This window comes from Natronorubrum halophilum, assembly GCF_003670115.1.
GTDB classification, from domain to species: domain Archaea; phylum Halobacteriota; class Halobacteria; order Halobacteriales; family Natrialbaceae; genus Natronorubrum; species Natronorubrum halophilum.
Map to the genome: position 1 here is coordinate 539,929 of NZ_QQTY01000004.1, position 23,980 is coordinate 563,908.

A 23,980-nucleotide genomic window follows, 5' to 3' on the forward strand; every position below is an offset into this window, starting at 1 on the left:
AACGTTTAACTCCCCACGATGTATCAGCACGACGGCGAGGACATCTTCGTCATCGACGGCCACGTTCACCTGTGGGACGCGACCGAGGAGAACATCATCCACGACGGCGGGGAACAGTTTATCCAGTGTTTCTACGATTATCACACGACGTTCACGCCAGCGGAGCGCCAGTGGAGCATGGACGAGTATCGGGAGTACGGCGCCGAGCGGATGATCGACGACCTGTTCTCGACCGCCGCCGTCGATATGGCAATCTTCCAGCCCACGTACCTCACCGACTTCTACGACGAGGGGTTCAACACGACCGAACAGAACGCCGAGTTGGCCGACGAGTATCCGGACCGGTTCGTCCTCAACGGCTCGTTCGATCCTCGAGACGCCGACCCGGGAATCGAGTACCTCGAGGAACTCCACGAGACGTACGACATCCCGGGCGTGAAACTCTACACCGCCGAGTGGCGCGGCGACTCGAAGGGGTGGCGACTCGACGACGAGGACGCGTTCCGCTTCCTAGAGAAGTGCGCCGATCTCGGTATCGACACCGTCCACGTCCACAAGGGGCCGACGATCCGGCCGCTGAACCGCGACGCCTTCGACGTGAAGGACGTCGATGACGCGGCCTCGTCGTTTCCCGATCTCAACTTCGTCGTCGAACACGTCGGTCTGCCTCGTCTCGACGACTTCTGCTGGATCGCCGCGCAGGAACCGAACGTCTACGGCGGGCTCGCGGTCGCCGCGCCGTTCGCCCAGAACCGGCCGGGTAAGTTCTCGGAGATCCTGTCCGAACTCCTCTGGTGGCTCGGCGAGGACCGCGTGCTCTTCGGTTCGGACTACGCGATCTGGAATCCCGACTGGCTCGTCGAGGCGGTTCTCGAAGCCGAACTCACTCAGGAGGATCGCACGGAGTACGGCGTCGAATGGGACGTCGAAACGAAAAAGAAGGTGATGGGCGAGAACGCCGCCGAACTCTACGATATCGACATCGAGGCAAAGCGACGGGCGTTTCGGGACGACCAGATCACCGACCGGTTCGATCTCGGAGAACACTACGCGGGTGAGGAATCCGCGACGGCGGACGACTGATGACCGCAGATCGTTCCGACGGCCCGACTCGAGCGGCCGTTCGCGATCGGCTGGATCGGGTCACCGATCCGGAACTCGACCGTTCGATCGTCGACCTCGAGTACATCGATGCGATCGAGATCGACGGCGAACGCGCCAGCGTCGCGTTCACGCTGCCGACGGCGTGGTGCTCGCCGGCGTTCGCCTGGATGATGGCGGTCGACGCTCGCGACGCAGTCGAATCGCTGCCGTCGATCGAGACGGCCTGGATTACGCTTTGCGAGCACATGCACGACGACGAGATCAATCGCGGCGTGAACGAACGACTGTCCTTCGGTGCGGCGTTTCCGGATGCTGACGGCGACATCGAGGCAGTTCGTGCGGAACTAGACGAGAAAGCGCGCGTTGCACGGCAGTACGACGCCGTCGAGACGCTACTGGACGCCGGACTCGGGGCGGGTGTCCTCGTCGAACTTCGGCCTCGGGATCTCGACGGTATCGACCTCGCTCGAGCCGTCGACGATCAGCCGACCGCCACCGAGGCGGAAGCCGATCCGGTCGACGGACTCTCCATCTACGTTCGCGATCGCTCGTTTGCCGTCACCGTCCCTGCGGAACCGATCGAACGCTACCTCGAGAAGGCTCGTGAGACAGGCCTCGTCTCGGAACCGGACGAGATCCTGTTCCGAACTCCCGAGGGCGACCCGATCGACGCCGAGTCGTTCGACCTCGTCCATCGGCGTGGACGACTCGCACGGGTCAATATGTCGAGCCAGGGCGGAATCTGCGACGGCCTTCGGGAATCCAGAGACGGTCGCCGCGAGGAAGCCGCGGACGACTGACGGGCGTGATGGATGGAGCCCGCCGCTACTTCTCGACGTTGAGCAGCGCGACGCGCTCGTGGACCAGCGCGGCGAGCGAGGCGTCGGTCGCCCCGCGTTCGGCGTCGGTGATCTCGAAGAACGCACACAGCGTCGCCTCGTTCTGGCGCTCGAGCGTCGGCCCGGTCGCAACGACGGCGTCCAGTTCCGCGAGTTCCTCGAGCGTAGCTGTCTCGGCGTCGTCTCGAACCCCCTCGTTTCCGGTGGAGACATCGGTAACAAGGATCACGGCCTGAGTTTCGCCCTCACTGACGCCCATCTCGAGGGCGCGATCGATCTGTCGGCGACCGGCGGCGTACAGCAGGATTTCGACGGCGCGGTCCCGAGCGACGTTCTCGCCGCGGGCGATGGCGCGGTCGGCCAGTTCGACGCTCCGCTCGAGGTGGGTGCGATCGGCGACGTATCGGGCATCGAACGCCTGGATCGTCGTCTCGTGGCGGTCGCCGATCTCGCCGATTCGGGCGACGAACGCGTCCAGATCGTCGATCGCGAGCGTACACTCGAGTACCCGCATCAGAAATCACCCAGACTCGCCTGACTGTCGTCGTCGTCCGCGTCCGCAGTCGACGGGTCGTCTCCACTGTTCGGCTTTCCCCCTCCGTCGGCGCTCGCCGCCGATTCGGTCGGTTCGACGCCGTCCATCGCCGGATCCTCTCGGCCGGCGTTCTCGAGGATGGTTTCTGCCGTCTTCTCGCCTTTGAGCACGCCGAGGACGACGCCCTTGTCGGCGGTGCGAAGGTCGGCCGGCTGCTCGATACCGGCCTCGTAGAGTCGCCGGGCGCGCTTGCGGCCGACGCCGCCGACCGATACCAGCTCGAGCAGTTCCTCGCCGACGCCGTGTTCGACGCGTGCGCGGGCTTCGCGGACGGCCACGGTCCACTCGCTGTCGATCTCCGCGGCCAGCGACTCGGCCGCGCCGAGGAGCCACTCGGCGGTGTCGGTTTTTCCCCGAAGATCGCCGGGACCGATCTTGTACCGACCGGTCAGCCGTTCCTCGTCGTCCTCGCTGGCCCAGTCCTCGAGCAGTTTGCCCGTCTTGAGCGCGGCCAGCCAGTCCTCGAAGCGTTCGTCCTCGAACTCGCTTGGCGTGTCGCCCAGCAGTTCGGCCTCTCGCTCGTAGTAGAGTCCGCCGTACGTCTCGTCCTCGCCCGAGCGCAAGTAGAGTTGGTACATGTCGGGCGTCCGCGAGACGAGCTGGTAGAGCCCGAGCGCAGTCGGGCGTTCGTCGGCGCGCTCTAACCCGTGGACGATCTCGGCGGCGCTCATGGGGTCGAGGTAGAGTCGGGAGACGGTGTGGCCGAGGCTGGTCGCCTCGAGTTCGGTGTCGCCCCGGGCGGCCTGTTGTTCGGCGAGGTCGGCCGCGGAGGTGAACGCGCCGGCGTCGGCGGCCGCGTCGCTCTCGCGCTCTCGCGATATCTCGCTCGAGCCGTCCGAGGCGCGTGGCGTCTCGCGCTCGATGAAGTCGTTCGATTCCAGATACTGCAGGACCGTCTCCGTTACGGTCTCGAGTCGCCCCGCTTCGCTCGACTGGCTCGCGTAGAGCGTCGCTTCGAGGAACTCGAGGAGACCGTCTTGCGTGCGCGCGAAGCCGGAGGCGATGGTCGCGAGCACATGGGTCCGCAGGGCGGGTTCGGCCGCCAGTTTCGAGCGGACGGGTTCGGGATCGGCCCAGACATAGCGGTCGAATAGCTCCTCGCTTTCCTCGTGGCTCTTGGCGAGCAACACGGCCTCGCCGTAGGGGTCGAGCCCGGGCCGGCCGGCCCGCCCCATCATCTGGTGGACTTCGAGAACGTCGAGCGGTGCCATCCCGCCCGCGCTCGGGTCGAATCGCCGCCAGTCGCGGACGATGACGCGTCGGGCCGGCGTATTGACGCCGGCGGCGAGCGTGGGGGTGGCCGAGATGACCTTCAACAGCCGGTCGCGAAAGGCGTCCTCGACGAGCGTTCGCTGCGTGCTCGAGAGCCCGGCGTGGTGGAACGCCGCGCCCTGTTCGACGCACGCGGCTAGGTCCGTGCTCGTCTCGGTGTCGCTGTCCTCGCGAATCTCGTCGGCGAGGGTCGCCAACTCGGCTCGCTCGTCGTCGGTGAGTTCGTTACTCGAGACCCCACCCAGCCGCCTCGCGGCGGCCTCGGCGTTTCGCCGGGAGTTGACGAAGACGAGCGAGGAACCCCCCTCCTGGAGGATGTCGCGGACGAGCGCGGCCTCCTGCTTTTCGCTGCCCTCGACGGGAACCTCCCGCGTCGAGCCGTCGTCGAAGTTCAGGGCGTTGCCGTAGTGGACGCCCATCTGAAGGTCGATCGGCCGCCAGTCGGTGTCGACGAGCGAGGCGTCGAGCCAGTCGGCGATTTCGTCGGCGTTCCCGACCGTTGCCGAGAGCGCGACGACCTGCATGCCCGGGTTGAGTTTCCGGAGTTTGGCGAGGGTCACCTCGAGCGTCGGCCCTCGATTCCGGTCGTCGATGAGGTGGACCTCGTCGCTGACGACGCAGGTGAGGTCCGAGAGCCAGTTGGCCCCGTTTCGCACGAGCGAGTCGACCTTCTCGCTGGTCGCGACGATAATATCCTTCGTGGCGAGCCACTCGCTGGTGCTCTCGTAGTTCCCCGTCGTGACGCCGGTCGTCGCGCCGAACTCCTCGTAGGCCTCGAACTCGGCCTTTTTCTCGCTGGCGAGCGCTCGCAGGGGGACGATGTAGAGCGCCTTTCCGCCGCGTTCGACCGCCGACAGCATCGAAAGCGCGGCGATCATGGTCTTTCCGCTGGCGGTGGGGACGGCGGCGACGAGGTTCTCCCCGTCGGTCGCGCCGCGCTCGACCGCCTCGGCCTGTGGCGGGTAGAGCTCCTCGATGCCCTCGTTCCGGAAGTGCTCGCGGGCACCGGCTGGGAGCCCCGACAGCTCCTCGATATTCATTACTCGTCCTTGGCGCGTCCCGCGGTTTAAAGTATCGTCTCGATGCGATCGGACGCGGAATTACGTCCGGATCTCTTCGAGCGCTTCGGTGACGCCGTCGGCTACTAACGCCCAGTCGGACTGCCTGACGTCGGTCGGCTGCTCGATCTGGATCGTCTGTCCGACCGTTGCGAGGTGATTGAGCACGTTCGCGGGATTCGCCCCGGTGTACTCCGTGGCGTCACGTTCAACTATCCTGACCGTTCGCTCGGGCAACTGCTCGGAGATGGCGTCCCTCATGATGGCCTTGTCTTCCGTGTCAGCAGTGCCGCCGACGAGGATTTCTCCATTCGAGTAGCCGTGAAAGGCGACGCCCCAGCCAAAGCGCTGATCGAGCAACGAGTCCAGTCCGGGGAACGACCGCCGATGGATTTCCGTGGAGTAACTGTGCCAGCGGGTAAACGCACCTCCGCCTTCGTTGAACCCCGAACAGATCCACCCCGTTCCATCGATCGCTTCGGCGACTCGAGTGGCCTGAAAGTCCGTCCCGTATTCGATGTAGCCCCCGTGCGGGGCGATCACGATTACGTCGTCGCCTTCGACGACGTATTCGACGTACTCGTCGTTCAGTTCTCCACCCTGTCGGGTATTGTAGCCCGGATGGACCGCCCGGGGACCGATCGTCGCTGTCGCTGACTCGCTCGCTCCGATCCGATCGAGACCGCTCGCCGTCAATCGAAGCGTATCGTCTTCGTGTTCCGAAGCGACGGTGTACACCGCGTTTTCGAACTCGCCGGCTTCACCGCTTCCCACCCTGATCTGCTGGCCGATCGTCAACTCGTCGGTGTTGGTCAACGTACACGGAACCGAACAGTACCTGCTCGGATCCGACCGCGCGCTCCAGTTCTCGTTGGCCTCCTCGAGCGTGACTCCCCAGTGATCGACGTCCTCACAGCTGTTCGCGTACACCTGTTGGCCGGTTCCGCTCGGTAGTTCGTCCTGCGAGCGAACGATCTGCGTCTGTGCGCCGGCCGCCAGAACGCCGGTCCCGACGATTCCGACACCGGCTGCGATGACTCGGCGTCGTGAATGGCCGCGTTCCGTCGTTCGTTCTGTTTGACATAATTCCTCTTCCATAACCGTAATTCCAACGCGATCCTAAACTCATTTTAATCTACTGGTACACGTGCGTTTTGTCCGTCTCGTCGCCCGCCGATCACTGGATTTGGTCCGGAAGCGGTATGTCTGAGACTCCCGAACCCTCGAGCATGAGAGTCGAGTTCGACGAAGACACGTGTATCGGAATGTACCAGTGTGTCGCCGAGTGGGACGCCTTCGAGAAGGACAAAGCGGCCGGGAAAGCGACCCTCGAGGGCAGCGAAGCGGTAGAGGACGGCATCTTCGCTCGCGAGATTCCCGAGGACGCGGAACTCGATGCGAAGTTCGCCGCCCGAACCTGTCCCGTCGACGCGATCAGGATCTACGACGACGACGGTGAGCAGTTGATTCCGTAACTGATCACCCGTCTGTACTCCCGGTTTTAGCGTCCGAGCGCCGCATCCACGAGTTCCGATTCGATCGTCCGAAGCACCGTTGACGCTGCGCTCTCCGAACAGTCCAGTTCGGCCGCGACCCGCTGCTGTTTTCGTTTTTCGTGGCTGGGAAAACGAAGGACCGAACGCCGTCGGACTGCCGGCGTCAGCTGATTTTGTCGTACTGCTCGGAGAGTTTTTCGGCGGCCTCGCCGAGTTGGTTGCGCTCGAATTCGGTGAGATCCCACTCGACGACCTCCTCGACGCCATTGGAACCGAGCTTGGCGGGGACGCCGAAGGCGGTTTCCTCGTGGCCGTACTCGCCCTCGAGCGTCACGCTCGCGGGGAGCACTTCGCCGGTGTCGCGCAGGACGGCTTCGACCATGTGGCCGACGCCGGTGGCCGGCCCCCACTCCGTGGCCCCTTTCTTCTCGATGACGTTCATCGCCGAGGTCTGCAGCTCCTCGAGCAGTTCGTCTTTCTCCTCGTCGCTGAACTCGAGGTCCCGGCCGTTGACGCGGACCTTCGAGAACACGGGGACCTGGGCGTCGCCGTGTTCCCCCAGGATGGTCGCGTCGACGTTCTGGACGGGGACGTCGTAGCGCTGGGAGATGACGTAGCGGAACCGAGCGGAGTCGAGTCGACCACCGAAGCCGATGACCTGCTCGCGTGCGCGGTCACCCGTTTCGTAGAGGTGACGGTTGAGCAGGTCGACCGGGTTCGACGTCGTCACGGTGATGAAGTCGTCGTTGTACTCGGCGATCGAGGAGCCGATATCCTCCATGATCGGCGCGTTGTCGCCCGCGAGGTCGATGCGGGTCTGGCCCGGCTGGCGCGGAATGCCGGCCGTGATGACGACGACGTCCGACCCTTCGGTCGCCTCGTAGCCGCCCTGTCGGATCGTCGTGTTCGAGTCGTAGGCTGCGCCGTGGTTGGTGTCTGCAGCCTGTCCGATCGTGTCGTCTTCCTTGTCCGGAATGTCGACGAGCACGAGTTCGTCCGCGATGTCCCGAAGCGCGATGTTGTAGCCTGCGGCGGCCCCGACGGTCCCGGCCGCGCCGACCACGCTAACTTTCGTCATACCGCGTAATGCTTCGCCATCCCACGCGTTAAATCCGTCGGAACCTACACTCTCGAACGATCCGACGAGATATCTTTCGACAGCTGCCGAAGACAGTCACGGCACTCGAGCGGTCCGTCTGAACCCGCACTCTCACCGGGCGGCCGTGGAGACCGAACCGGTCATTATCGTGCTCACCAGTTGCTCGTGTATGCGTGTCAGCGTTATCGGCGGCGGTGCGATCTCCGACGAGCAGGCGACTCGAGCCGAAGCCGTCGGTCGAGAACTCGGCGCTCGCGGCCACACGGTCGTCTGCGGCGGCCGCGGCGGGACGATGGAAGCCGTCTGTCGCGGTGCGAAGGCGGAGGATGGAACGACGCTCGGGATCCTTCCCGGCGAACGCCCCGAGGACGCAAACGAGTACGTCGACCACGCCATCGCAACCGGTCTCGGTCACGCGCGCAACGCGCTCGTCCCGATGAACGGCGACGCGGTCATCGCGCTCACCGGCGGCGTCGGCACGCTCTCCGAGATCGGGTTCGCCGGCATCTACGACCGGCCCGTCGTCGGGCTCGAGACGCACGACGTCTCCGATCTCGGGATCGATCTCGAGACGGTCGACACCCCCGAAGCGGCCGTCGACGCGGTCGAGGCGGCGCTCGAGCGCTCGGACTGAACGCGACCGTCGCGGTCGCTCGGAGGACACCGAACCGATTTCGAGGAATTGCGGCTCGCCGCGAACGGACTGTCTCGACAACTCGAGGGGAGCACTCCGCCGGTCCGTTTTCGAGCCTCGATTCTTCGTAGCCTTTTCGACGGTCCATCGCATCTAGCCGGGTATGAGCGACTTCGACAAGGAAGCCGAACGCGAGAAGCTTCGGGAGAAGTACGAGCGCGACCGGGAAGAGCGACGAACGACCCAGCGCATGAGCGATCTGTTGCTCAAGGGTGCGACGATGACGAACGCCCACTGCGGGACCTGTGGCGACCCGCTCTTCCAGCAGGACGACACCACGTTCTGTCCGAGCTGTCACGGCAACCCCGACGCCGTTCGCGGAACCGATCTCGAGGCCCAGCCGGCCGCGGAGTCGGCCGACGAGGCGGACTCCGAGACGGCGTCCGAACGCACCGCGGATCGCGAACCGTCGAGTCGAACCGCCGAGACCGAGTCCGCGGCGACCGATGGCAGCAGCGCCGACGCTGCAAAACCGGACCGTCAACGGAGCCAACCGTCCGACGCGGATACTGCGGACGACCCACAGCGCTCGAGCACGGACACGGCGGCAGCGTCCCCGTCGCGTGCTGTCGAACCGTCGCCCGGCCAGTCACCGCCACAGACCGACTCCGCTGGCCGCGACATCGCTCGCCGGTCGGCCGCTGACGATCGCCGTCGCGCATCGTCCTCGCAGCCTGCAGACGGCGACCTCGAGGCTTCCCGCGCCTCGCTCCGGCAGGCCCTGAAGAAGTTCGCGAGCAAAGCCGCTGCGACGGACGACCCGCGCTACGCGAAAGACTGTCTCGAGGCCGCTCGCGAGGCGAGCGAGACGCTCGAGACGCTGCGCTGAGTCCGCGACGACGCGATAATTTCTCTCGTTCCCGTTGTGAGGCCGCGCTCGAGGTCGTCGTCGAAGATCGGCTCGATTCCACGTGTTACTGCGCACTCGACCCGGACGACCGGTTCGGTTTCGATTCGACAGCAGCCCCGCGTGACGCTGCTCACTGGAATCCGTTCCAAACGACAGTCCGATCCGGTCATGTCTCTTCGAGTGAACGGTGTCCGTTTATGTCGATCCACGTGTACAGATATAAATAAGACGAGAGATATTACAATTTCTAGAAGAACGAGGTAGATACCATATATGGCATTAGCACCTGTTGTGATCGTGACCGCCCTCGCCGTCTGTACCGGACTGACGATGACGTGTGCTCTCTGTGTCCAGCCCCGACAGTTTCGACGAACCATCGGTGAACTCGATCGTCGACTTCTGGATGTCGCGCCTTATCTCGGCGCTGCGGCGCTGTTCTTCCTGCTGAAGCGAGCAACGCATAAGTACAGTCTGGAGATCTCGTATGCGCTTGACTGGGACATTACCGACGAACTCTACGCCGTCGAAGGCGAGTTCGTCGCCTACCTTCAGGACATCGTTCCCGAGGCTACGATAGGTTTCTTCTCGGCGATGTACATGTTCGGGTTCCCGTTCCTCCTGGTGACCGCACCGATCCTCTATTTCCTGTGGTCGTCCCAGCGCCACCTCAAGGAGTTGCTCATCGCGTACCTCTTCAATTACCTGCTCGGTTCGATCTGTTACACGTTGTTTATCGCGTACGGACCCCGCAACCACCTGTCGACCGTCGATGGCTTGATGTACTCCTTCTATCCGGAGACCCAGGAACTCACGTCGGCGGTCTCTGCGAACACGGACGTGTTCCCGTCGCTTCACACGTCGCTGTCGATCGTCGTCTTGCTGTTTGCCTGGCGGTCGCGCCGGGAGTCCCCACGGTGGTTCCCGATTGCATCGTTCGTGGTCACCTGTGTCGTCTTCTCGACGATGTACCTCGGCATTCACTGGTTACTCGATGTCGTGGCAGGCGTCGCACTCGGGGTCGGATCCGTCCTCGCGGCCGAACGGGTCGTCGCCCGCGTGGAAGGCGATGCTGACCGGGTTTCCGTTCCCGACGAGCACGAGGACGGAATTACGTCGGACGTCGGCGACTGAGTCGTATCTGCCGATCTTGTACCCGTGTGGTTGCTTCGGTACCTTCCTGACTCCGCCCGACCGACCCCGTTCCGACGCTAGCACGGTTTTTGTTCCCGATCCGTGACTTCAGCGAGCGGGTCGATCGTCTCGTCTCCACCTTCGGTATGGCGTTGCGACGGCCGTGTCGTACCGTCGCGCTATCCGTTGCTCCCGCGCTCGTACGTATCAATAGCACAAAACTTATACCTGGTTCATTCACATCTTCTCTCATGTTCCCCGCCGAGAAGTGACGTGAACCGATCGGGAGGGCGGCTCCCTGCGGCAGTCACACGGCCTGGCTAGGGATGACCCGAGAACCATGGGCGGAGAGCTAAAACCGACACGAGGCCAATCGGATGCCGAGACCGTTCGGTCTCTCGAAGCCCGACTCGAGTCGGTACGCGGAAGGGTTCGGTCGCGCTTCGAGATCGATACGCGCGCCCTCGCCACGCTCCGTATCGCACTCGGTCTGATCCTCTTCGTCGATCTGCTCCATCGGGCACGGCATATCGGGTACTTCTACACCGATGACGGCGTCTATCCGGTTGCCGTATACGAAGCGACGTCTATCCTCTACGACGGTCATTCGATTCACGGTCTCTCCGGCGAGCTGTGGTTTCAGCAGTTGTTGTTCGCGGTCGCCGCGGTGTTTGCGGTCGCGCTGATGCTGGGATATCGAACGCGGCTGGTCGCGTTCGTCTCGCTGTTGTTGCTGGTGTCGTTACAGGTGCGAAACCCGCTGGTCCTCAACGGTGCAGACCGGTTGCTCCGAGTCCTCCTGTTGGTTTCGATCCTGGTTCCGCTCGGGGAACGATGGTCGATCGACGCACTCCGTCGTGGCACGGTGCGGACTACCGTGGTCGGGTTTACGACCGCCGCCATGCTCGTTCAACCGGTCGCTGTCCTGACCCAGAACGCGGTTCTCAAACACGGCGGGGAGACCTGGTACGCCGGCGACGCGCTCGGAATCGCCCTTGCGAACGACGTGATGACGATCCACCTCGGCAACCACCTCGGCAATTACCCAGCGCTCCTGGAGCTTCTCAACTGGATCTGGGTGACCTTACTGGCCGGTTCGGTCGTGTTTCTCCTGATGACCACCGGGCGGGTGCGAGCGGTCTTCGCCCTCGCGTACATCGGTGCGTTCCTCGGAATGCTACCGACGATGGCCGTCGGGCTGTTTCCACTCGTTTTGATCGCAGCGGTCCTTCCGTTCCTCACGACTCCCTTTTGGGACGCGGCCGCGTCGCTGTTCCCGTCTCACCGATGGAGCAACCGACTCCCGACTGCAGCACACCTCGGCCCGATCGGCCGGCCGCCCGTAGAACGGCGCGTGCTCGAGGCCCTTCGTCGTCGGGGTCACGAATCGGGTACCTCGTTCGTTGTCGCGTACGGCCGGTCGCTGAAGACCATCGTCGGTATCATCTTTCTCGTCTGGATCCTGCTATTTAGTGCGAGTCACGCCACCGGGATGGCCGTCCCGGACGAGATCGAATCGAACTTCCCCGACGAACAACGATGGGGGCTGTACACTCCCGATCCGTCCGAGTCGTACAGCTGGTACGTCGTCGAAGCGGAGATGGAAGACGGATCGACCCTCGACGTCTTCACCGGCGGCGATGTCGTACACGATCGACCGCCGGACGCCGCACAGGAGTACGAGACGTTCCGCCACCGGAAGTACATGGAGTCGGTCCACAGCTCCGCGAGCAACGATCCGAACGGGATGATCTCCGAAGAGTACACCGACTGGCTCTGCGAGACGGCGACGGACGAACACGGCGACGAGGTCGAGAAGATAACGGTCTATCGACACATCCAACAGAGCCCGGTCGACGGTGAGTACGAGGAACCGAATTATTTCACGCTCATCGACCAGAAGTGTTGAGCGGCCTAACGGAGGGCGTCGAGTCGACACTACCGTCCGGCTGAACGACTCACTTCGAGCCCGTATACTCGTTCCCGATAACCTCCCGCATTCGCTCGGCCGTTACCTTCCCGACGCCGTCTGCGTCCTGTAGCTCCTCTTCGGTCGCGATCATCACCGCCTCGACGGTCCCGAACTCTTCGAGCAGCGATCTCGCGGTGACGGGGCCGATTTCGGCGATGGAGGAGACGACGTACTCCTGTTGTTCGGCGATCGTTTTGGACTGCTTTTCGCCGTGGACCGACACCTCCCGGTCGGCGGTTTCTTGCTCGCGGCCCGCGATCACCGCGAGCAGTTCCGTCGTGTCGTCCTCGCTCTCGGTTCGCAGAATGCTCGCGCCGAAATCGACGGCCAGACTCGAGAGCGCGCCGCGAATCGCGTTCGGGTGGATATCCCGCTGTTCGTACAGGCCGTCGCCCTCGACGATCACGATCGGGCGCGAGTAGTGTCTGGCCATCGCGCCGACCTGCTCGAAGACCGACCGGTCGCCCCCGACGAGCGAGTCGACGAAGTCCGCGACCGACTTGCGTTCGACGACCACGCGATCGGAACAGACGTAGTCGCCCACGTCGAGCGTCTCGAGTCGGATTTCGATCTCCTCGCGCCTCGAGAGATCGCGAGCGATGTTGGCGTCCATCTCGCGCTGGTCGGCGACGATTTCGATCTCATCGCCTTCCGCGTGTGGTTCGTGCGTTTCGACGGACTCGTCCTCGCTTTCGGCTCCGTCGTCGCTCGACTCGTCGTCCACAGCGTCGGCTTCATCGGTGCTCGACTCCGAGCTGTCGCCCGAGAAATCCTGCAGTCCGGGCTGTGTCGAAACCCCCTCACTTCCACTGGAAGACCCGCCGACTGCGCCGGGATTTTTCGTTTTCCCGTTTACATTCACTTCGCGCTCGCCGTCGCCCCCGAAGTCGGTCAGCGCCTGCTGGGAGTCGTCCAGTTCCGCTTCGAGATCGTCGGCGACACCCTTCAGGTCGCGCAGTTCCGACTCCATCTCCTTCTCGCGACGCTGGGAGATCCAGAAGTACGCCTCGTCGCGGGTGTCCTCGGCCATGAGGACGACAACGCGTCCCTCCGACTGGCGGCCCGTCCGTCCCTTCCGCTGGATGGACCGAATCGCCGTGGGGACGGGTTCGTAAAAGAGCACGAGGTCGACTTCGGGCACGTCCAGGCCCTCCTCGGCGACCGACGTCGAGACCAGCACCTCGAACTCGCCGGCCCGGAACTCGTCGAGGACCGCCTGTTGTTGGGTCTGGGTCATCCCGTCCGATCCCTCGCGGTCGCCCTGGCCGACGAACCGCTTGGCGTCGAAACTCTCGCTCAAGAACTCCGTCAGCGCCTCCGCGGTGTCACGAGACTCCGTGAAGATGATCACCCGCTCGCCGCCCTCGAGCCCCAGCGTCTCCGCGAGGAGCATTCTGGTCTCTCGGTACTTGGGATGCAGTTCGTCGAAGCTCTCGGACTTCCGCATGGCCTCGCGAACCCGCGGATCGGAGACCATTCGCTGGCTCGCCTTCGACGCGCCCGACGACCGGGCTTGATTGCGCTGGCGGTCGAAGTACCGCCGCACCGCTTCGACGCTCTGGGTTTCGACGAGCGTGACGGCCTGGCGGAGCTTCATCACCTCCGCGTGGATGGACATCCCCTTGAACCCCTCCGACTGGTCGTTGTTGATCAGCTGCTGAAGTTCGGCGCGCATTCGGTTCAGATCCTTCTGGGACTGGTCGGGCTGGGTCGAGCGCGCGACGCCCATCTCCTTTAACTTCTCGAGGCGGTCTTTGACCACCTCGTTCAGCGTGTCCCGGATCTCGAGGACCTCCTCCGGAAGGTCGATGCGCTTCCACTCGACGTCGGTGTCGTGGGTGAACTCGGAAACGTCGGCGTCCTCCTCGGTCATCACCTCGACCTCCTGTAAGCCGAGGTTCTCACAGACTTCGAGGATGGCTTCCTCGTCGCCGCCGGGCGATGCCGACATTCCGGTTACGAGCGGCTGGTCGGCGTCGGGGTGGTAGCGCTCCGCGATGTAGTTGTAGGCGTAGTCGCCGGTGGCGCGGTGGCACTCGTCGAAGGTGATATGGGTGACGTCCGACAGGGAGATCCGGCTCCCGACGAGGTCGTTTTCGATCACCTGCGGGGTCGCCATCACGACCCTCGCCTCCTTCCACATCTCGGCTCGGTCGTCCGGGCTAACGTCGCCGGTGAAGACCACGATCTCCTCGTCGGGGATCTGCAGGGCCTCGCGATAGAAATCCGCGTGTTGCTGGACGAGCGGCTTGGTCGGGGCGAGCATCAGCGACTTGCCGCCGACCTCGTCGAGCCGTCGTGCGGTGACGAGCAGGCTGACGGTGGTTTTTCCGAGGCCCGTGGGAAGGCAGACGAGCGTGTGGTGGTTCGCCGCTGTGCCGGCGAGTTTCAGCTGGTAGAGCCGGCGCTCTAAGAAGTTCGGCTCGAGAAGGGGATGCTCGATGGAGGGCGGACCTGCGCCCTCGTCCGTTGCTGCCATTGCCGCTGGTTCGACGCGGTCGCGGTTAAGGATTGAGGAAGTACGGTGGAAGTGAAACGCGATCGCTCTACGAGGAGTTCCGACGCGAGCGATCGCTTGATGGTGTCGGCATCATCGCTTTCCGGACTCGCGTCGTTCGTTCCGCTATGGTCGCGAACCACACCCGGTCGCCGGGTCGATTACCGGACGGCGGGGCGCTCGTTCGACTGGTCGGCTTCGTCGTGCTGATAAACGTGATCGGGAGCCTTCCCGGCGTCTTCTCGTCGCCCGACACGGCCTGGTTTCGGAGCCTCGAGAAACCGTGGTTCTACCCGCCCGAAATCGCGTTTCCGATCGTCTGGACGCTGCTCTTTACGCTACTGGGCGTCGCGCTCTGGCTCGTCTGGCGCAGCGACGCGTCGGGTCGACGGCTCGCGCTCGGCCTCTTCGCCGTCCAGATGGCATTTAACGTCGCGTGGTCGCCCACGTTCTTCACGCTCGAGGCACCGCTGGCCGCTCTCGGTATTATTCTCGCCCTCTGGGTGCTGGTCGTCGCGACGATCGAGGCCTTCCGGCGCGTCGACCGCCGCGCCGCGGCCCTGCTCGTTCCGTATCTCGCCTGGGTGACGTTCGCGGCCGTCCTCAACTTCGACCTCTGGCGACTGAACGCCTGATACCGCTCGTCTGACCACTCTGACCGTCACGTTTCAGTACCTTCCGGGAGCCAGCGAATGAGCGCCATCGCTACGACCGCGAAACCGGCCAGTACGAAGTACCCCTCATCGAAGAACCCGCGATCGGCGAGCGCGCCGAACAGGACCGGACTCGCGGCACCGATGGTCATGTAGAACGTTCGCAGGAACCCCAGTCCCGTCCCCTTCATATCCGCCGGAAACGCTGCGGTCATGTACGGCAGGGTGATCGTCCCGTAGCCGAGGATGCTCGAGAGAACGACGGTGCCCGCAACGATCGGCCAGAACCCCTCGAGAAACGGCAGCGCGACGAGGCCGACCACGACGACGCCTAGCACGGCCGGGAGCGACCGCTTGATACCGAACTGATCGTAGAGCCGTCCGGTCAGCGGCTGGACGACGATCCCCATCGCGAAGAACGCGCTGAACAGCGCCGTCGCCAGCGCCTCCGAGAACCCCTTCGTCTCGATCAGGTAGGTCGGGTAGAACCCCGTAAACGCCTGCCAGATACAGTACGTGAGGATCTGGATCGCCGTCACGACGACGATGGACGGCTGGCGCACGTGGGACGCGACGTACCGAACCGTCTCGAGCGAGAGGCTGTCGACGGCGCTCGTCGATCCGGAGGTTCGTGCGGGCACGACGAGCCGGAGCAAGAGGGCGACGAGGACGAATATCGGAACGGCGAGCCCGAAGCCGTACTGCCAGGCGAGGGCGGCCGCGATGCCGCCGGCGACGAGCGGAATAACGGCGTTACCGACTTCGCCCGCGGCCATCGTGATGCCGATCGCCGTCCCGTCGTTGTCCGGGAAGACGTCCGAGAGGATCGTGAACCTGGCGACGCCGTAGAGTGCCGTCCCGAACCCGAAACACGCCGTCGCGAGGAAGACGACGGAGACCGTTCCCGCCGCGGCGACGAGTCCGAGCGCAACTGCCGAGATGAGCGTACTCACGACGAGGATGTTCCCCTCCCCGAATCGATCGGCGAGAACCCCGCCGGGAAGCTGCCCGAGCGCGTACGCGAACCAGAGAACCGTCAACAGGAATCCCGCCGTCGTCAGATCGAGCCCGTAGGCGTTCTGCACGAACGGGAGCAACACTGGGTACGCAAGTCGGACGCCGATCGAGAAACACCAGCCGGTCGCGACGGCGAAGAGAATCTTCCCGCGGCCGTCGGCGAGTGCCGTCATCGCCGTCGACGAGTCGTCGAAACCCAACAGCCGTCTCACGGTGATTGCGCATCCGACGGCGGCAGCCATGACCGCTCCGTTCCGAGACGGTGTTGCCGATATCGGAACCGCCCGACCGCACCGAACTGATCAAAAGACTAATAGTTGTTTGCTAAGACGTTCGCTACATGCCCGCTATCGAACTCCGCGGCGTGACCAAACGCTACCACCGCCGCGGGCTCTTCAGGAGCCGGTCGGTCACCGCCCTCCACGACGTAGACCTCACCGTGCAATCCGGGGAGGTTTTCGGGTTCTTGGGCCCGAACGGTGCCGGGAAGTCGACGACGATCGACATCCTGCTCGACTACGCCGCCCCGACCGAGGGCTCGGTCCACGTTCTCGGAAACGACGTTGCGACCGAGAGCACCGCGATCCGAGAGCGCGTCGGTATCCTTCCGGACGGCTACGGAGCTATCGGCGAACGAACCGGCCGTGAGCACGTCGAGTTCGCTATCGACGCGAAAGACGCGGACGACGACCCGGCCGAACTCATCGAGCGCGTGGGGATGAGCGGCCTCGACGCGTACCCCATCGCGGAGTACTCGAAAGGGATGGCCCAGCGACTCATGCTCGCGATGGCACTGGTCGGCGAACCCGACCTGCTGGTCCTGGACGAACCCTCGACCGGACTCGATCCGAACGGCGCTCGGACCATGCGCCGGATCGTCCGCGAGGAAAACGAACGCGGCGCGACCGTCTTCTTCTCGAGCCACATCATGGAGCAAGTCGAAGCGGTCTGTGACCGCGTGGGGATCTTGGACGGCGGCGAACTCGTCGCCGTCGACACGATCGACGCGTTGCGCGAATCCACCGGCGGGACGTCGACGGTGACGCTCGAGCTATCGACGGTTCCCGAGAGCGCGATGAGCCGCGTCCGATCGCTCGAGGGCGTGACCGGCATCAAAACCGACGGATCGACCGTCGTCGTTGCCTGCGAAAACGCCGCGAAGGCGTCCGTTATCGCGACGCTGTACGACTCCACGGCCGAGGTGACGAACGTCACGACGAGCCAGACGTCGCTCGAGGACCTCTTCGAGCGCTACACGCGGGGTGTTGCACAGTGACCGACCTCCCCTCCCTCGCACTGTTCGTCCGCGAGGACGTTCGCGATACCGTCCGCGAGCGCCAGCTCCACCTGCTCGTCGGTCTGTACGTCCTTCTCGGAGCGCTCGTGACCTACACCAACGGTCGGTTGTCGGCTTCCGGGCCGGAGTTGGTTCCGCCGCTGCTCGCCATCTTTACGATGTTGACGCCGCTGCTCGCGCTCGGATTCTTCGCGTCCGCGCTGGTCGAAAAGCGCACGACCGGCGCGCTCAAGGTCGTACTCGGGCTCCCGCTCTCTCGAGGCACGGTTGTGCTCGGGACGTTCCTCGGGCGAACGCTCGTCATCTGTACGGCGATCTTCGCGTCGTTCCTCGCCGCCGTTCCGCTGGCGCTCCTGATGGGCGTGACCGTCGATCCCGTCAGATTCGTCACCGTGGCCGCGTTGCTCGCCGTTCTCGGGATCACGTTCACCGCGCTCGCCGTCGGCGTCTCGGCCGTCGTTCGAACGGCGACGCGGGCGACGGTCTCCGCGTTCGGACTCTTCGTCCTCTTTTTCTTCCAGCTCTGGACGCAACTGCCGCGGGCCGTGCTCTACGTTCGCCACGGCTTTTCGTTCCCTGAGACGAGCCCGGAGTGGGTCGAGTTCGTCGCAGCCGTGAACCCGGTCGCCGCCTACGCGCACCTGATGGGCAGTTTCTTTCCGGATCTCAACAACGGCACGTTCATCCAGCCGCCGTCCGATCCGGCGTTTTACGAACGACCAGCGTTCGCACTCGTCATGCTCGTCGGCTGGATCGTCGCCTCGGTCGGCGTCGGCTACTGGCGGTTCAGGTCGACTGACATCTGACCGGCCGCCGGCCGCGTACCAACCGCTCAGACCGGCCCGAACTCGAGAACCAACCAGGCCAAAACCCCCGCGTAGATGGGGATCGTCAGGTTGTCGTCGACGATGTAGTCGCCGACTTTGAGTTTGATTCCGTCGGCGAGGGTCGCACCCAGCGCCGCCGCGACGACGGCGAGCGGGTGCTCGTAGAGGAACGCCGCGGCGATGATCGCGCTCACGACGAACATCGTGACGAGCACCTTCGGCCCCTTGACGAACTTGAGGCTGTCGTCGGAGACCGCGCCGCTGATCGGATCGCCGATGGCGAGCATCAACATCGACGGGAGGGCGATTTCGGGCTCGAAGAGGAGGACGACGATCGTCATGCTAACCATGTAGTAGCCGTAGCCCGCGAACTTGTGCTGTTCGTACTCGCGCGTCAGTTTGTCGTACAGCTGCCAGTCGAGTCCGACCTGCAGCCGGAGGAACTCGAGGACGATCGTTCCGAGCGCGAGAACGACCATCAGGACCCGAAACCGGGGCCACGTCAGTCCGAAGTCAAAGGCGTCGGAGAGGAGGTAAAGTGCGACCAGCCCCGCCCCGCTCGAGTGGACGAGTCGTCGCTTCAGTTCGTCAGCCATCACGTTCCCCCTCGGACAACGGGGCCTTCAGTCCGTCGGTTGTGTGTGCGCCGGCGGGTCGTCGGTTGCGGTCATCGGTGAGCCCTCGAGCGATCGCCCGAAGCCGGTTCCGGCGGAGCTGTTGCGGAACCGATAGCTATTCCGTCCGGCTGCGATAATCGGGACTCGAGAGGGATGCTACGCTGGTACGGGTTCTTTCCGAATCGGCCGCCGACGAAGGGCGACCTCGTGAGCGCCGTTTGTGGTATCCTCCTCGTGGCGCTCAATGCGTCCACTGTCCACGACTGGCGCTGGGTCGCCGTCGGCGTCGTCGTCGGTGCGATCGTGCTGGGACCGCTCGCGCAGTCGCCGGTCGGTCGACGGGTCGAAGTGTCGTTCCGCGATCTCGGAATCGACGGGCGCATTCTCGTCCTCGTAGTCGGAATTGTCGCCGTGCTGGCGCTCCTGTTTCTGTCGCCAATTCCGATCGAAATCGCCGTCGACGTTCTGGTCGGTGTCATGATCCTGGTTCCGTTCTACGTTCTCGCTCACTTGCTCGTCGCTCGCGATATCGGCGACTGGAGCCCGGACTGAGACGGACGTCCGTGCGTCGTTCTCGATGCGACAGCGATCCGTCTGCGATTGTGCCGGTACGTCTGGACGGCAATCTGTACGAAGCCGTCTCGGAACCCGAACGAACGCAGAAACTGATCCCGAACCGCTACAGTTCGTCGAACTCGAGGTCTCCCTCCCGAATTTCGGCCAGCGTCTCCGCCAGGCCGTCGACCGGCAGTCGCTTCTGGTCGGTCGTGTCTCGCTCGCGGACCGTGACGGTCGTCTCCTCGTCTTCTATCGTCTCGTAATCGACCGTCAGGCAGAACGGCGTGCCGACCTCGTCCTGGCGGCGGTACCGACGACCGATGTTGCCCGAGTCGTCGTACGTGACAGACAGGCCGGCCTCGCGCAGGGCCGTGGCGATCTCCTCGGCCTCTGCCTCGAGTTCGTCGTCGCTTTGTAGCGGGAAGACGCCCACGAAGGTCGGGGCGACTTCGGGATCGAGACCGAGGTAGGTCCGCTCCTCGCCGTCGACCTCGTCCTCGCGGTAGGCGTGGTGGAGGACGGTGTAGACCAGCCGATCCACGCCGAAGGAGGGTTCGACGACGTGGGGAACGATGTGCTCGCCGGCTTCGGTCTGCTCCTCGACCGCGAAGCCTGTCTTCTCGAGGGGGAGTTCGTGGGTCTCGCCCTCGAGTTCGATCTCTACGGTGTCGCCCTCGAAAGCCTCTCGATCGCGGCCCGCGAGGGTCTCGAGTTTCTCGACCACGTCCTGTGCCGCACCGCCGAACTCCGGACCGAGGTAGCTCATGTCGGGATCGACCGTGGCGCGTTCGACGGTTTTGGGCTCGTCGTACTGCTTGAAGACCGTAAAGCGGTCGCCGGAGTGCTCGGCGTGTTTCGAGAGGTCGTAGTCGCTGCGGTAGGCGAATCCGGCGAGTTCGATCCAGTTGCCGTCGATTTCGCCCTCCGCGTCCCAGCAGTCCGCGGCGTAGTGGGCCCGTTCGCCCGAGAGGTGCTGGCGGAACCGGAACCGGTCCATGTCGACGCCGACGGCGTCGTACCACGGTTTGGCGACGCCGAGGAAGTAGGCGACCCACGGGCTGGTGATGATCCCTTCCTCGACGGCCTCGCCGATGGTCGTCTCGATCTCGCTGCCTTCTCGCGGCTTCGCATCGTCGCCGCTCGCTTCCTCCGCGGCGCGTTGCGCCGCGCTCTCTTTGTTCTGCTCGCTGGCCGGGTAGAGCGTCACCTCGACGTCTTCGATCTTTGTCAGGTCCGGCTCGTCCGTCTCGGGATCGATGAAGTACTCGAGTTCGGCTTGCGTGAACTCGCGGGTCCGGATGATCGAACGCCGCGGGCTGATCTCGTTGCGGTAGGCGCGGCCGATCTGGGTGACACCGAACGGAAGCTGATTTCTGGCGTACTCCTTCAGCCGGGGGAATTCCACGAAGATGCCCTGTGCGGTCTCGGGACGCAGGTAGCCGGGCTGGGAGTCGCCGGGGCCGATGCTCGTCGCGAACATGAGGTTGAACGCCTCGACGGCCTGACCCGCGAGGCCGGCGCCACAGGAGGGACAGACGAGTTGGTGCTCGGCGATGACCTCCTCGATTGCCGGGATGGCGAGGCTCTCGGCGTCCTCGTACTCCGTGTTGTCCTCGACGACGTGGTCGGCGCGGTGGCTCTCGCCACACTCCGGACACTCGACGAGCATGTCGTCGAAGCCGTCGAGGTGGCCCGACGCCTCGAAGACCGGTTCTGGCATGATCGTCGGCGCGTCGATCTCCATGTTGCCCTCGGCGACCGCGAACCGGTCGCGCCAGGCGTCCTCGACGTTGCCCTTCAGGGCCGCACCCTGCGGGCCGAACGTGTAGAAACCGCCGACGCCGCCGTACGCGCCGGAAGACTGGAAGAAGTAGCCCCGCCGCTTGGCCAGTTCGACCAGTTTCTCGCTCGTCGGTTCGTCCGCGGTGTTGGTCGCCTCCGCGCGTTCGTGCTCACTCATACAGCGCCTCCAGAATGTCGACGTCGCAGACGATACCCACCAACTGCTCGCCGGTGACCATCGGAATCTGTTCGATATCGTTGCTGATCATCTGCTGTGCGGCCTCCTGTACGGACGTCTGTACCGAGACTGTCACCACGTCGTCGCTCATGAACTCGCTGACGGGCCCGTTGGGAATCTCGATGTCCCGGGTCGGGAGGTAGCGACTGCCAACGCCCTTGATGCCCTCCCAGGACCACTCCGAGTCCTGATCCGGGAAGTTGTTCCCCGTCTCCTCTTCGCCCTCGACGATGCGGGCGACGTCGATGATGTCGACCTCCGTCAGAACGCCGCACATCCGGCCGTCATCGTCCAGTACGACCGCGTAGGGAACGTTCGCGTAGTACAGTTCGCGCTCGGCGACCGGCAGCGGCGCGCCCTCGTAGCTCGTGTTCACGTCGGTGCTCGCGTAGCCCTCGACGGTGCCCTCGGTCTCCTGATCTCCCGTCGCGATCGCGTGGATCACGTCCGTCACCGTGACGATTCCCTCGAACTCGCCGTCGACTACCGGGACGCGGCGCGCACCCTCCTCGACCATCGTTCTCGCGACGTCCTCGAGCGACGTCTCGGCCGTCGTCGTCGGTACGTCGTCCATCAACATCACGAGCTGGTCCTCGTCGGGCTGTTCGATCAGGACGTCCCGCGAGACCAGTCCGCGGTATTCGAGGCCGTCGTCGGTCGATTTGACGACCGGAACGGACGAGAAGGATTGTTCTTGCAGGTACTCGAGGACGTCCGAGCGAGTGCCTGGGAGTTCGGCGGTGACCACGTCCTCGCGGGGCGTCATCGCGTCGGCTACGTTCATGTCCCCATCGTACGGCTAAAATAAGTATAAACCCAATGTTTCGCGCGCCCACGATGCCGGTTCGCTGATCAGTCAACGCGACAGACAGTCCGATTCGACGAGTTTATATATGGGTGGGTGCCACTCTCACACATGGTGACGAACTCCCACACCATGACCTCCGACGACACCGTCATCGGCTCGATCGACTCGACGAACTCGAGCGAGGAATACGTTATCGCCGATATTTCGGCCGACGGTGCCTGGCTTTCGATGCAGGCGGACGACGCGCCGACGCTTCCGGCATGGCGATAAGTGGGATGGGTCGGGGACGCTGTCGACGGGGTGGCATCGGCTGTGGATCGATTTACGGGGACTGTCCGACTTTTGTCGCGTGATCGTTCGAACGCCGCTTTTGACTGCGCTGTAACTCGACTTCGAGCAGGCGTGCAGTGGGACCACGTTTTACTACGGTAGCCGTTGAGCCGTCAGTCGATGGTCGGCCCACAGCCCCAACACGACACCGGGACCGACGCGAGCGACGAGTTCGGGTTCGAGACCGACGATTCGCGGTACTCCGTCGCGACGCTCCTCGCTGCGCTCGTGCCGACGCCGCTCGCCCGGCGTGCGGTCTCCGTTTCGATCGAGACCGACCGGACCGTCTACGACCGCGACGATCCCGTCGAGATCGACATCGATTTCAAAAACCGACTCCCACTTCCCGTCTCCGTCCCGACGCCGCGACAGCGCCGCTGGGGGTGGACGGTCGACGGCGAACTCGAGGCCAGCGACGAACGGCGGTACACCCGCAGTCGGCCCGCGGCGTTTCGCTTCAGCGGCGGTGAGCGCAAACAGGTCTCGTTCACCTGGAACGGCCGCCTCGAGCGCACGGACAACGACACGATGGACCGATCGATCGTTCCCGACCCCGGCGAGTACGAATTCGAGGCGTTCGTCACGACGGACGAGGGATGCTATCGGCCAAGCGACTCGGCGACGATCCGCCTTGAGTAGCCGTCCGACGGCCGCCGTTGCTGGGCCGTTCGCCGACCGGTTCGCCCGACCCACCGGTAACCGTTTAGCCGTCCGCGCCGTGGTATCTCTCATGTCGCTCGAGCAGGTGTTCGCCCGGCTACCGGATCCCCGCTCGCACTCGTTTCCCGACCACTCGCTGCCCCGCGGCGACCCCGTCTTCCCGATCGCGGTGGCCCGCGAGGAACTGACGACGGTGCTCGAGTTGTACGAGACCTTCGAAGCCGTCGATCCGACCGGACTGGACGCGAATCCGTTTCTCGAGGCGACGACGCGGTACATGCAACGGGCGTTCGGCGTCCCGGAGTACCGGCCGGACGAGCAGTTGCACGACGATATCGCCGCGCTGCTCAACGACTTCTCGGACGACCTCGGCGGGCGAGCGCTGGGCGTGGTCGACGCGACTCTCCACCACTATCGGACGCTGTACTTCTTCCTGGTCAGTTGCCGGGGCTATCACACCGCACCTCACATCCGGTTCGATCCCGACGAGGTGGCCGTGGAGACGCTGTACGAGATCTACCAGCGGGTGACCGAACAGGACGCGTATCTCAAGCATCCGTTATCGGTTCTCGAGTGACGCCCGAGG

At 64.4% G+C, this 23,980-nt stretch carries 23 protein-coding genes; 14 read left to right on the top strand and 9 right to left on the bottom strand.

The features are described 5' to 3' along the window. Positions 1–18: 18 nt before the first annotated feature. Together DWB23_RS18110 and DWB23_RS18115 are read left to right on the top strand one after the other, a co-directional pair. Complete coding sequence (locus DWB23_RS18110; protein ID WP_121744170.1) at positions 19–1,083, top strand: amidohydrolase family protein; 1,065 nt, start codon at positions 19–21, stop codon at positions 1,081–1,083. Continuing rightward, the gene (locus DWB23_RS18115; protein WP_121744171.1) at positions 1,083–1,904 is read left to right on the top strand and encodes an iron-sulfur cluster assembly protein; all 822 of its coding nucleotides are present in this window, start codon (positions 1,083–1,085) and stop codon (positions 1,902–1,904) included. Before DWB23_RS18110 ends, DWB23_RS18115 begins: the two co-directional genes overlap by 1 nt. Positions 1,905–1,929: 25 nt before the next feature. Here DWB23_RS18115 and cgi121 read toward each other — a convergent pair whose 3' ends face one another. From cgi121 to DWB23_RS18130, 3 genes are read right to left on the bottom strand one after another with little or no spacing between them, the layout of a single operon-like run. Beyond that, a complete protein-coding gene (cgi121, locus tag DWB23_RS18120; protein ID WP_121744172.1) occupies positions 1,930–2,457 on the bottom strand; it encodes a KEOPS complex subunit Cgi121 in 528 nt (175 codons plus the stop codon). Next, the gene (locus DWB23_RS18125; protein WP_121744173.1) at positions 2,457–4,850 is read right to left on the bottom strand and encodes an ATP-dependent DNA helicase; all 2,394 of its coding nucleotides are present in this window, start codon (positions 4,848–4,850) and stop codon (positions 2,457–2,459) included. The genes cgi121 and DWB23_RS18125 overlap by 1 nt, the downstream gene beginning before the upstream one ends. Positions 4,851–4,910: 60 nt before the next feature. Then, positions 4,911–5,966 (bottom strand): poly-gamma-glutamate hydrolase family protein, encoded by a 1,056-nt coding sequence (locus DWB23_RS18130; protein WP_121744174.1) that lies wholly within the window; start codon positions 5,964–5,966, stop codon positions 4,911–4,913. A gap of 131 nt (positions 5,967–6,097) precedes the next feature. Here DWB23_RS18130 and DWB23_RS18135 point away from each other — a divergent pair, with 131 nt between their 5' ends. Continuing rightward, positions 6,098–6,343 (top strand): ferredoxin, encoded by a 246-nt coding sequence (locus DWB23_RS18135; RefSeq protein WP_121744336.1) that lies wholly within the window; start codon positions 6,098–6,100, stop codon positions 6,341–6,343. A gap of 184 nt (positions 6,344–6,527) precedes the next feature. Here the strand turns inward: DWB23_RS18135 and mdh are convergent, their stop codons facing one another. After that, positions 6,528–7,442: a malate dehydrogenase gene (gene mdh / locus DWB23_RS18145; RefSeq protein ID WP_121744175.1), complete on the bottom strand. Its 915-nt coding sequence runs from the start codon at positions 7,440–7,442 to the stop codon at positions 6,528–6,530. Between the two features lie 190 nt (positions 7,443–7,632). Here mdh and DWB23_RS18150 point away from each other — a divergent pair, with 190 nt between their 5' ends. The 4 genes from DWB23_RS18150 to DWB23_RS18170 all read left to right on the top strand — a co-directional run bounded on the left by DWB23_RS18150 (position 7,633) and on the right by DWB23_RS18170 (position 12,047). Beyond that, the gene (locus tag DWB23_RS18150) at positions 7,633–8,097 is read left to right on the top strand and encodes a TIGR00725 family protein (RefSeq protein WP_121744176.1); all 465 of its coding nucleotides are present in this window, start codon (positions 7,633–7,635) and stop codon (positions 8,095–8,097) included. Between the two features lie 163 nt (positions 8,098–8,260). Further along, the gene (locus DWB23_RS18155) at positions 8,261–8,986 is read left to right on the top strand and encodes an Sjogren's syndrome/scleroderma autoantigen 1 family protein (protein WP_121744177.1); all 726 of its coding nucleotides are present in this window, start codon (positions 8,261–8,263) and stop codon (positions 8,984–8,986) included. 294 nt (positions 8,987–9,280) lie between these two features. After that, positions 9,281–10,138, top strand: coding sequence for a phosphatase PAP2 family protein (locus DWB23_RS18165; protein WP_121744179.1), 858 nt, complete (start codon positions 9,281–9,283; stop codon positions 10,136–10,138). 340 nt (positions 10,139–10,478) lie between these two features. Continuing rightward, positions 10,479–12,047: an HTTM domain-containing protein gene (locus tag DWB23_RS18170; protein ID WP_121744180.1), complete on the top strand. Its 1,569-nt coding sequence runs from the start codon at positions 10,479–10,481 to the stop codon at positions 12,045–12,047. A gap of 49 nt (positions 12,048–12,096) precedes the next feature. On the opposite strand, the gene DWB23_RS18175 is transcribed toward DWB23_RS18170, so the two are convergent. Continuing rightward, positions 12,097–14,589, bottom strand: coding sequence for a DEAD/DEAH box helicase (locus tag DWB23_RS18175; protein ID WP_121744181.1), 2,493 nt, complete (start codon positions 14,587–14,589; stop codon positions 12,097–12,099). 146 nt (positions 14,590–14,735) lie between these two features. Here DWB23_RS18175 and DWB23_RS18180 point away from each other — a divergent pair, with 146 nt between their 5' ends. Further along, positions 14,736–15,242, top strand: coding sequence for a TspO/MBR family protein (locus tag DWB23_RS18180; protein WP_121744337.1), 507 nt, complete (start codon positions 14,736–14,738; stop codon positions 15,240–15,242). Between the two features lie 26 nt (positions 15,243–15,268). On the opposite strand, the gene DWB23_RS18185 is transcribed toward DWB23_RS18180, so the two are convergent. Next, on the bottom strand, positions 15,269–16,450 hold the full coding sequence (locus DWB23_RS18185; RefSeq protein ID WP_121744338.1) for an MFS transporter: 1,182 nt from the start codon (positions 16,448–16,450) through the stop codon (positions 15,269–15,271). Positions 16,451–16,617: 167 nt separating this feature from the next. Here DWB23_RS18185 and DWB23_RS18190 point away from each other — a divergent pair, with 167 nt between their 5' ends. Beyond that, complete coding sequence (locus tag DWB23_RS18190; RefSeq protein ID WP_121744182.1) at positions 16,618–17,553, top strand: ABC transporter ATP-binding protein; 936 nt, start codon at positions 16,618–16,620, stop codon at positions 17,551–17,553. Then, complete coding sequence (locus DWB23_RS18195; protein ID WP_121744183.1) at positions 17,550–18,380, top strand: ABC transporter permease subunit; 831 nt, start codon at positions 17,550–17,552, stop codon at positions 18,378–18,380. Before DWB23_RS18190 ends, DWB23_RS18195 begins: the two co-directional genes overlap by 4 nt. Positions 18,381–18,406: 26 nt before the next feature. Here DWB23_RS18195 and DWB23_RS18200 read toward each other — a convergent pair whose 3' ends face one another. After that, positions 18,407–18,997, bottom strand: a complete 591-nt coding sequence (locus DWB23_RS18200; protein ID WP_121744184.1) for a diacylglycerol/polyprenol kinase family protein — start codon at positions 18,995–18,997, stop codon at positions 18,407–18,409. 174 nt (positions 18,998–19,171) lie between these two features. Between DWB23_RS18200 and DWB23_RS18205 the strand changes: the two genes are divergently transcribed. Further along, positions 19,172–19,570 (top strand): hypothetical protein, encoded by a 399-nt coding sequence (locus DWB23_RS18205; RefSeq protein ID WP_121744185.1) that lies wholly within the window; start codon positions 19,172–19,174, stop codon positions 19,568–19,570. A gap of 127 nt (positions 19,571–19,697) precedes the next feature. Here DWB23_RS18205 and glyS read toward each other — a convergent pair whose 3' ends face one another. After that, positions 19,698–21,536: a glycine--tRNA ligase gene (gene glyS / locus DWB23_RS18210; protein WP_121744186.1), complete on the bottom strand. Its 1,839-nt coding sequence runs from the start codon at positions 21,534–21,536 to the stop codon at positions 19,698–19,700. After that, positions 21,529–22,380: a CBS domain-containing protein gene (locus tag DWB23_RS18215; RefSeq protein ID WP_121744187.1), complete on the bottom strand. Its 852-nt coding sequence runs from the start codon at positions 22,378–22,380 to the stop codon at positions 21,529–21,531. Before DWB23_RS18215 ends, glyS begins: the two co-directional genes overlap by 8 nt. A 132-nt stretch (positions 22,381–22,512) precedes the next feature. Here DWB23_RS18215 and DWB23_RS23145 point away from each other — a divergent pair, with 132 nt between their 5' ends. The 3 genes from DWB23_RS23145 (at position 22,513) to DWB23_RS18225 (ending at position 23,971) form a co-directional block, all read left to right on the top strand. Beyond that, entirely contained in the window at positions 22,513–22,674 is a 162-nt protein-coding gene (locus DWB23_RS23145; RefSeq protein ID WP_162989865.1) for a DUF7556 family protein, read from the top strand. A gap of 180 nt (positions 22,675–22,854) precedes the next feature. Continuing rightward, complete coding sequence (locus tag DWB23_RS18220) at positions 22,855–23,373, top strand: hypothetical protein (RefSeq protein WP_121744188.1); 519 nt, start codon at positions 22,855–22,857, stop codon at positions 23,371–23,373. A gap of 91 nt (positions 23,374–23,464) precedes the next feature. Then, positions 23,465–23,971 carry a hypothetical protein gene (locus DWB23_RS18225; RefSeq protein ID WP_121744189.1) on the top strand — a complete coding sequence of 169 codons (507 nt, stop codon included), beginning with the start codon at positions 23,465–23,467 and terminating at the stop codon, positions 23,969–23,971. Positions 23,972–23,980: the final 9 nt, after the last annotated feature.

Bases quoted from the DNA above. Each gene is read 5' to 3' on its own strand.
- glyS (WP_121744186.1), bottom strand. From the start codon at position 21,536: ATGAGTGAGCACGAACGCGCGGAGGCGACCAACACCGCGGACGAACCG.
- DWB23_RS23145 (WP_162989865.1), top strand. From the start codon at position 22,513: ATGGTGACGAACTCCCACACCATGACCTCCGACGACACCGTCATCGGC.
- DWB23_RS18165 (WP_121744179.1), top strand. From the start codon at position 9,281: ATGGCATTAGCACCTGTTGTGATCGTGACCGCCCTCGCCGTCTGTACC.
- DWB23_RS18130 (WP_121744174.1), bottom strand. From the start codon at position 5,966: ATGGAAGAGGAATTATGTCAAACAGAACGAACGACGGAACGCGGCCAT.
- DWB23_RS18215 (WP_121744187.1), bottom strand. From the start codon at position 22,380: ATGAACGTAGCCGACGCGATGACGCCCCGCGAGGACGTGGTCACCGCC.
- DWB23_RS18225 (WP_121744189.1), top strand. From the start codon at position 23,465: ATGTCGCTCGAGCAGGTGTTCGCCCGGCTACCGGATCCCCGCTCGCAC.
- DWB23_RS18220 (WP_121744188.1), top strand. From the start codon at position 22,855: ATGGTCGGCCCACAGCCCCAACACGACACCGGGACCGACGCGAGCGAC.
- mdh (WP_121744175.1), bottom strand. From the start codon at position 7,442: ATGACGAAAGTTAGCGTGGTCGGCGCGGCCGGGACCGTCGGGGCCGCC.
- DWB23_RS18125 (WP_121744173.1), bottom strand. From the start codon at position 4,850: ATGAATATCGAGGAGCTGTCGGGGCTCCCAGCCGGTGCCCGCGAGCAC.
- cgi121 (WP_121744172.1), bottom strand. From the start codon at position 2,457: ATGCGGGTACTCGAGTGTACGCTCGCGATCGACGATCTGGACGCGTTC.
- DWB23_RS18180 (WP_121744337.1), top strand. From the start codon at position 14,736: ATGGTCGCGAACCACACCCGGTCGCCGGGTCGATTACCGGACGGCGGG.
- DWB23_RS18155 (WP_121744177.1), top strand. From the start codon at position 8,261: ATGAGCGACTTCGACAAGGAAGCCGAACGCGAGAAGCTTCGGGAGAAG.
- DWB23_RS18175 (WP_121744181.1), bottom strand. From the start codon at position 14,589: ATGGCAGCAACGGACGAGGGCGCAGGTCCGCCCTCCATCGAGCATCCC.
- DWB23_RS18205 (WP_121744185.1), top strand. From the start codon at position 19,172: ATGCTACGCTGGTACGGGTTCTTTCCGAATCGGCCGCCGACGAAGGGC.
- DWB23_RS18115 (WP_121744171.1), top strand. From the start codon at position 1,083: ATGACCGCAGATCGTTCCGACGGCCCGACTCGAGCGGCCGTTCGCGAT.
- DWB23_RS18110 (WP_121744170.1), top strand. From the start codon at position 19: ATGTATCAGCACGACGGCGAGGACATCTTCGTCATCGACGGCCACGTT.
- DWB23_RS18190 (WP_121744182.1), top strand. From the start codon at position 16,618: ATGCCCGCTATCGAACTCCGCGGCGTGACCAAACGCTACCACCGCCGC.
- DWB23_RS18135 (WP_121744336.1), top strand. From the start codon at position 6,098: ATGAGAGTCGAGTTCGACGAAGACACGTGTATCGGAATGTACCAGTGT.
- DWB23_RS18170 (WP_121744180.1), top strand. From the start codon at position 10,479: ATGGGCGGAGAGCTAAAACCGACACGAGGCCAATCGGATGCCGAGACC.
- DWB23_RS18150 (WP_121744176.1), top strand. From the start codon at position 7,633: ATGCGTGTCAGCGTTATCGGCGGCGGTGCGATCTCCGACGAGCAGGCG.
- DWB23_RS18185 (WP_121744338.1), bottom strand. From the start codon at position 16,450: ATGACGGCACTCGCCGACGGCCGCGGGAAGATTCTCTTCGCCGTCGCG.
- DWB23_RS18200 (WP_121744184.1), bottom strand. From the start codon at position 18,997: ATGGCTGACGAACTGAAGCGACGACTCGTCCACTCGAGCGGGGCGGGG.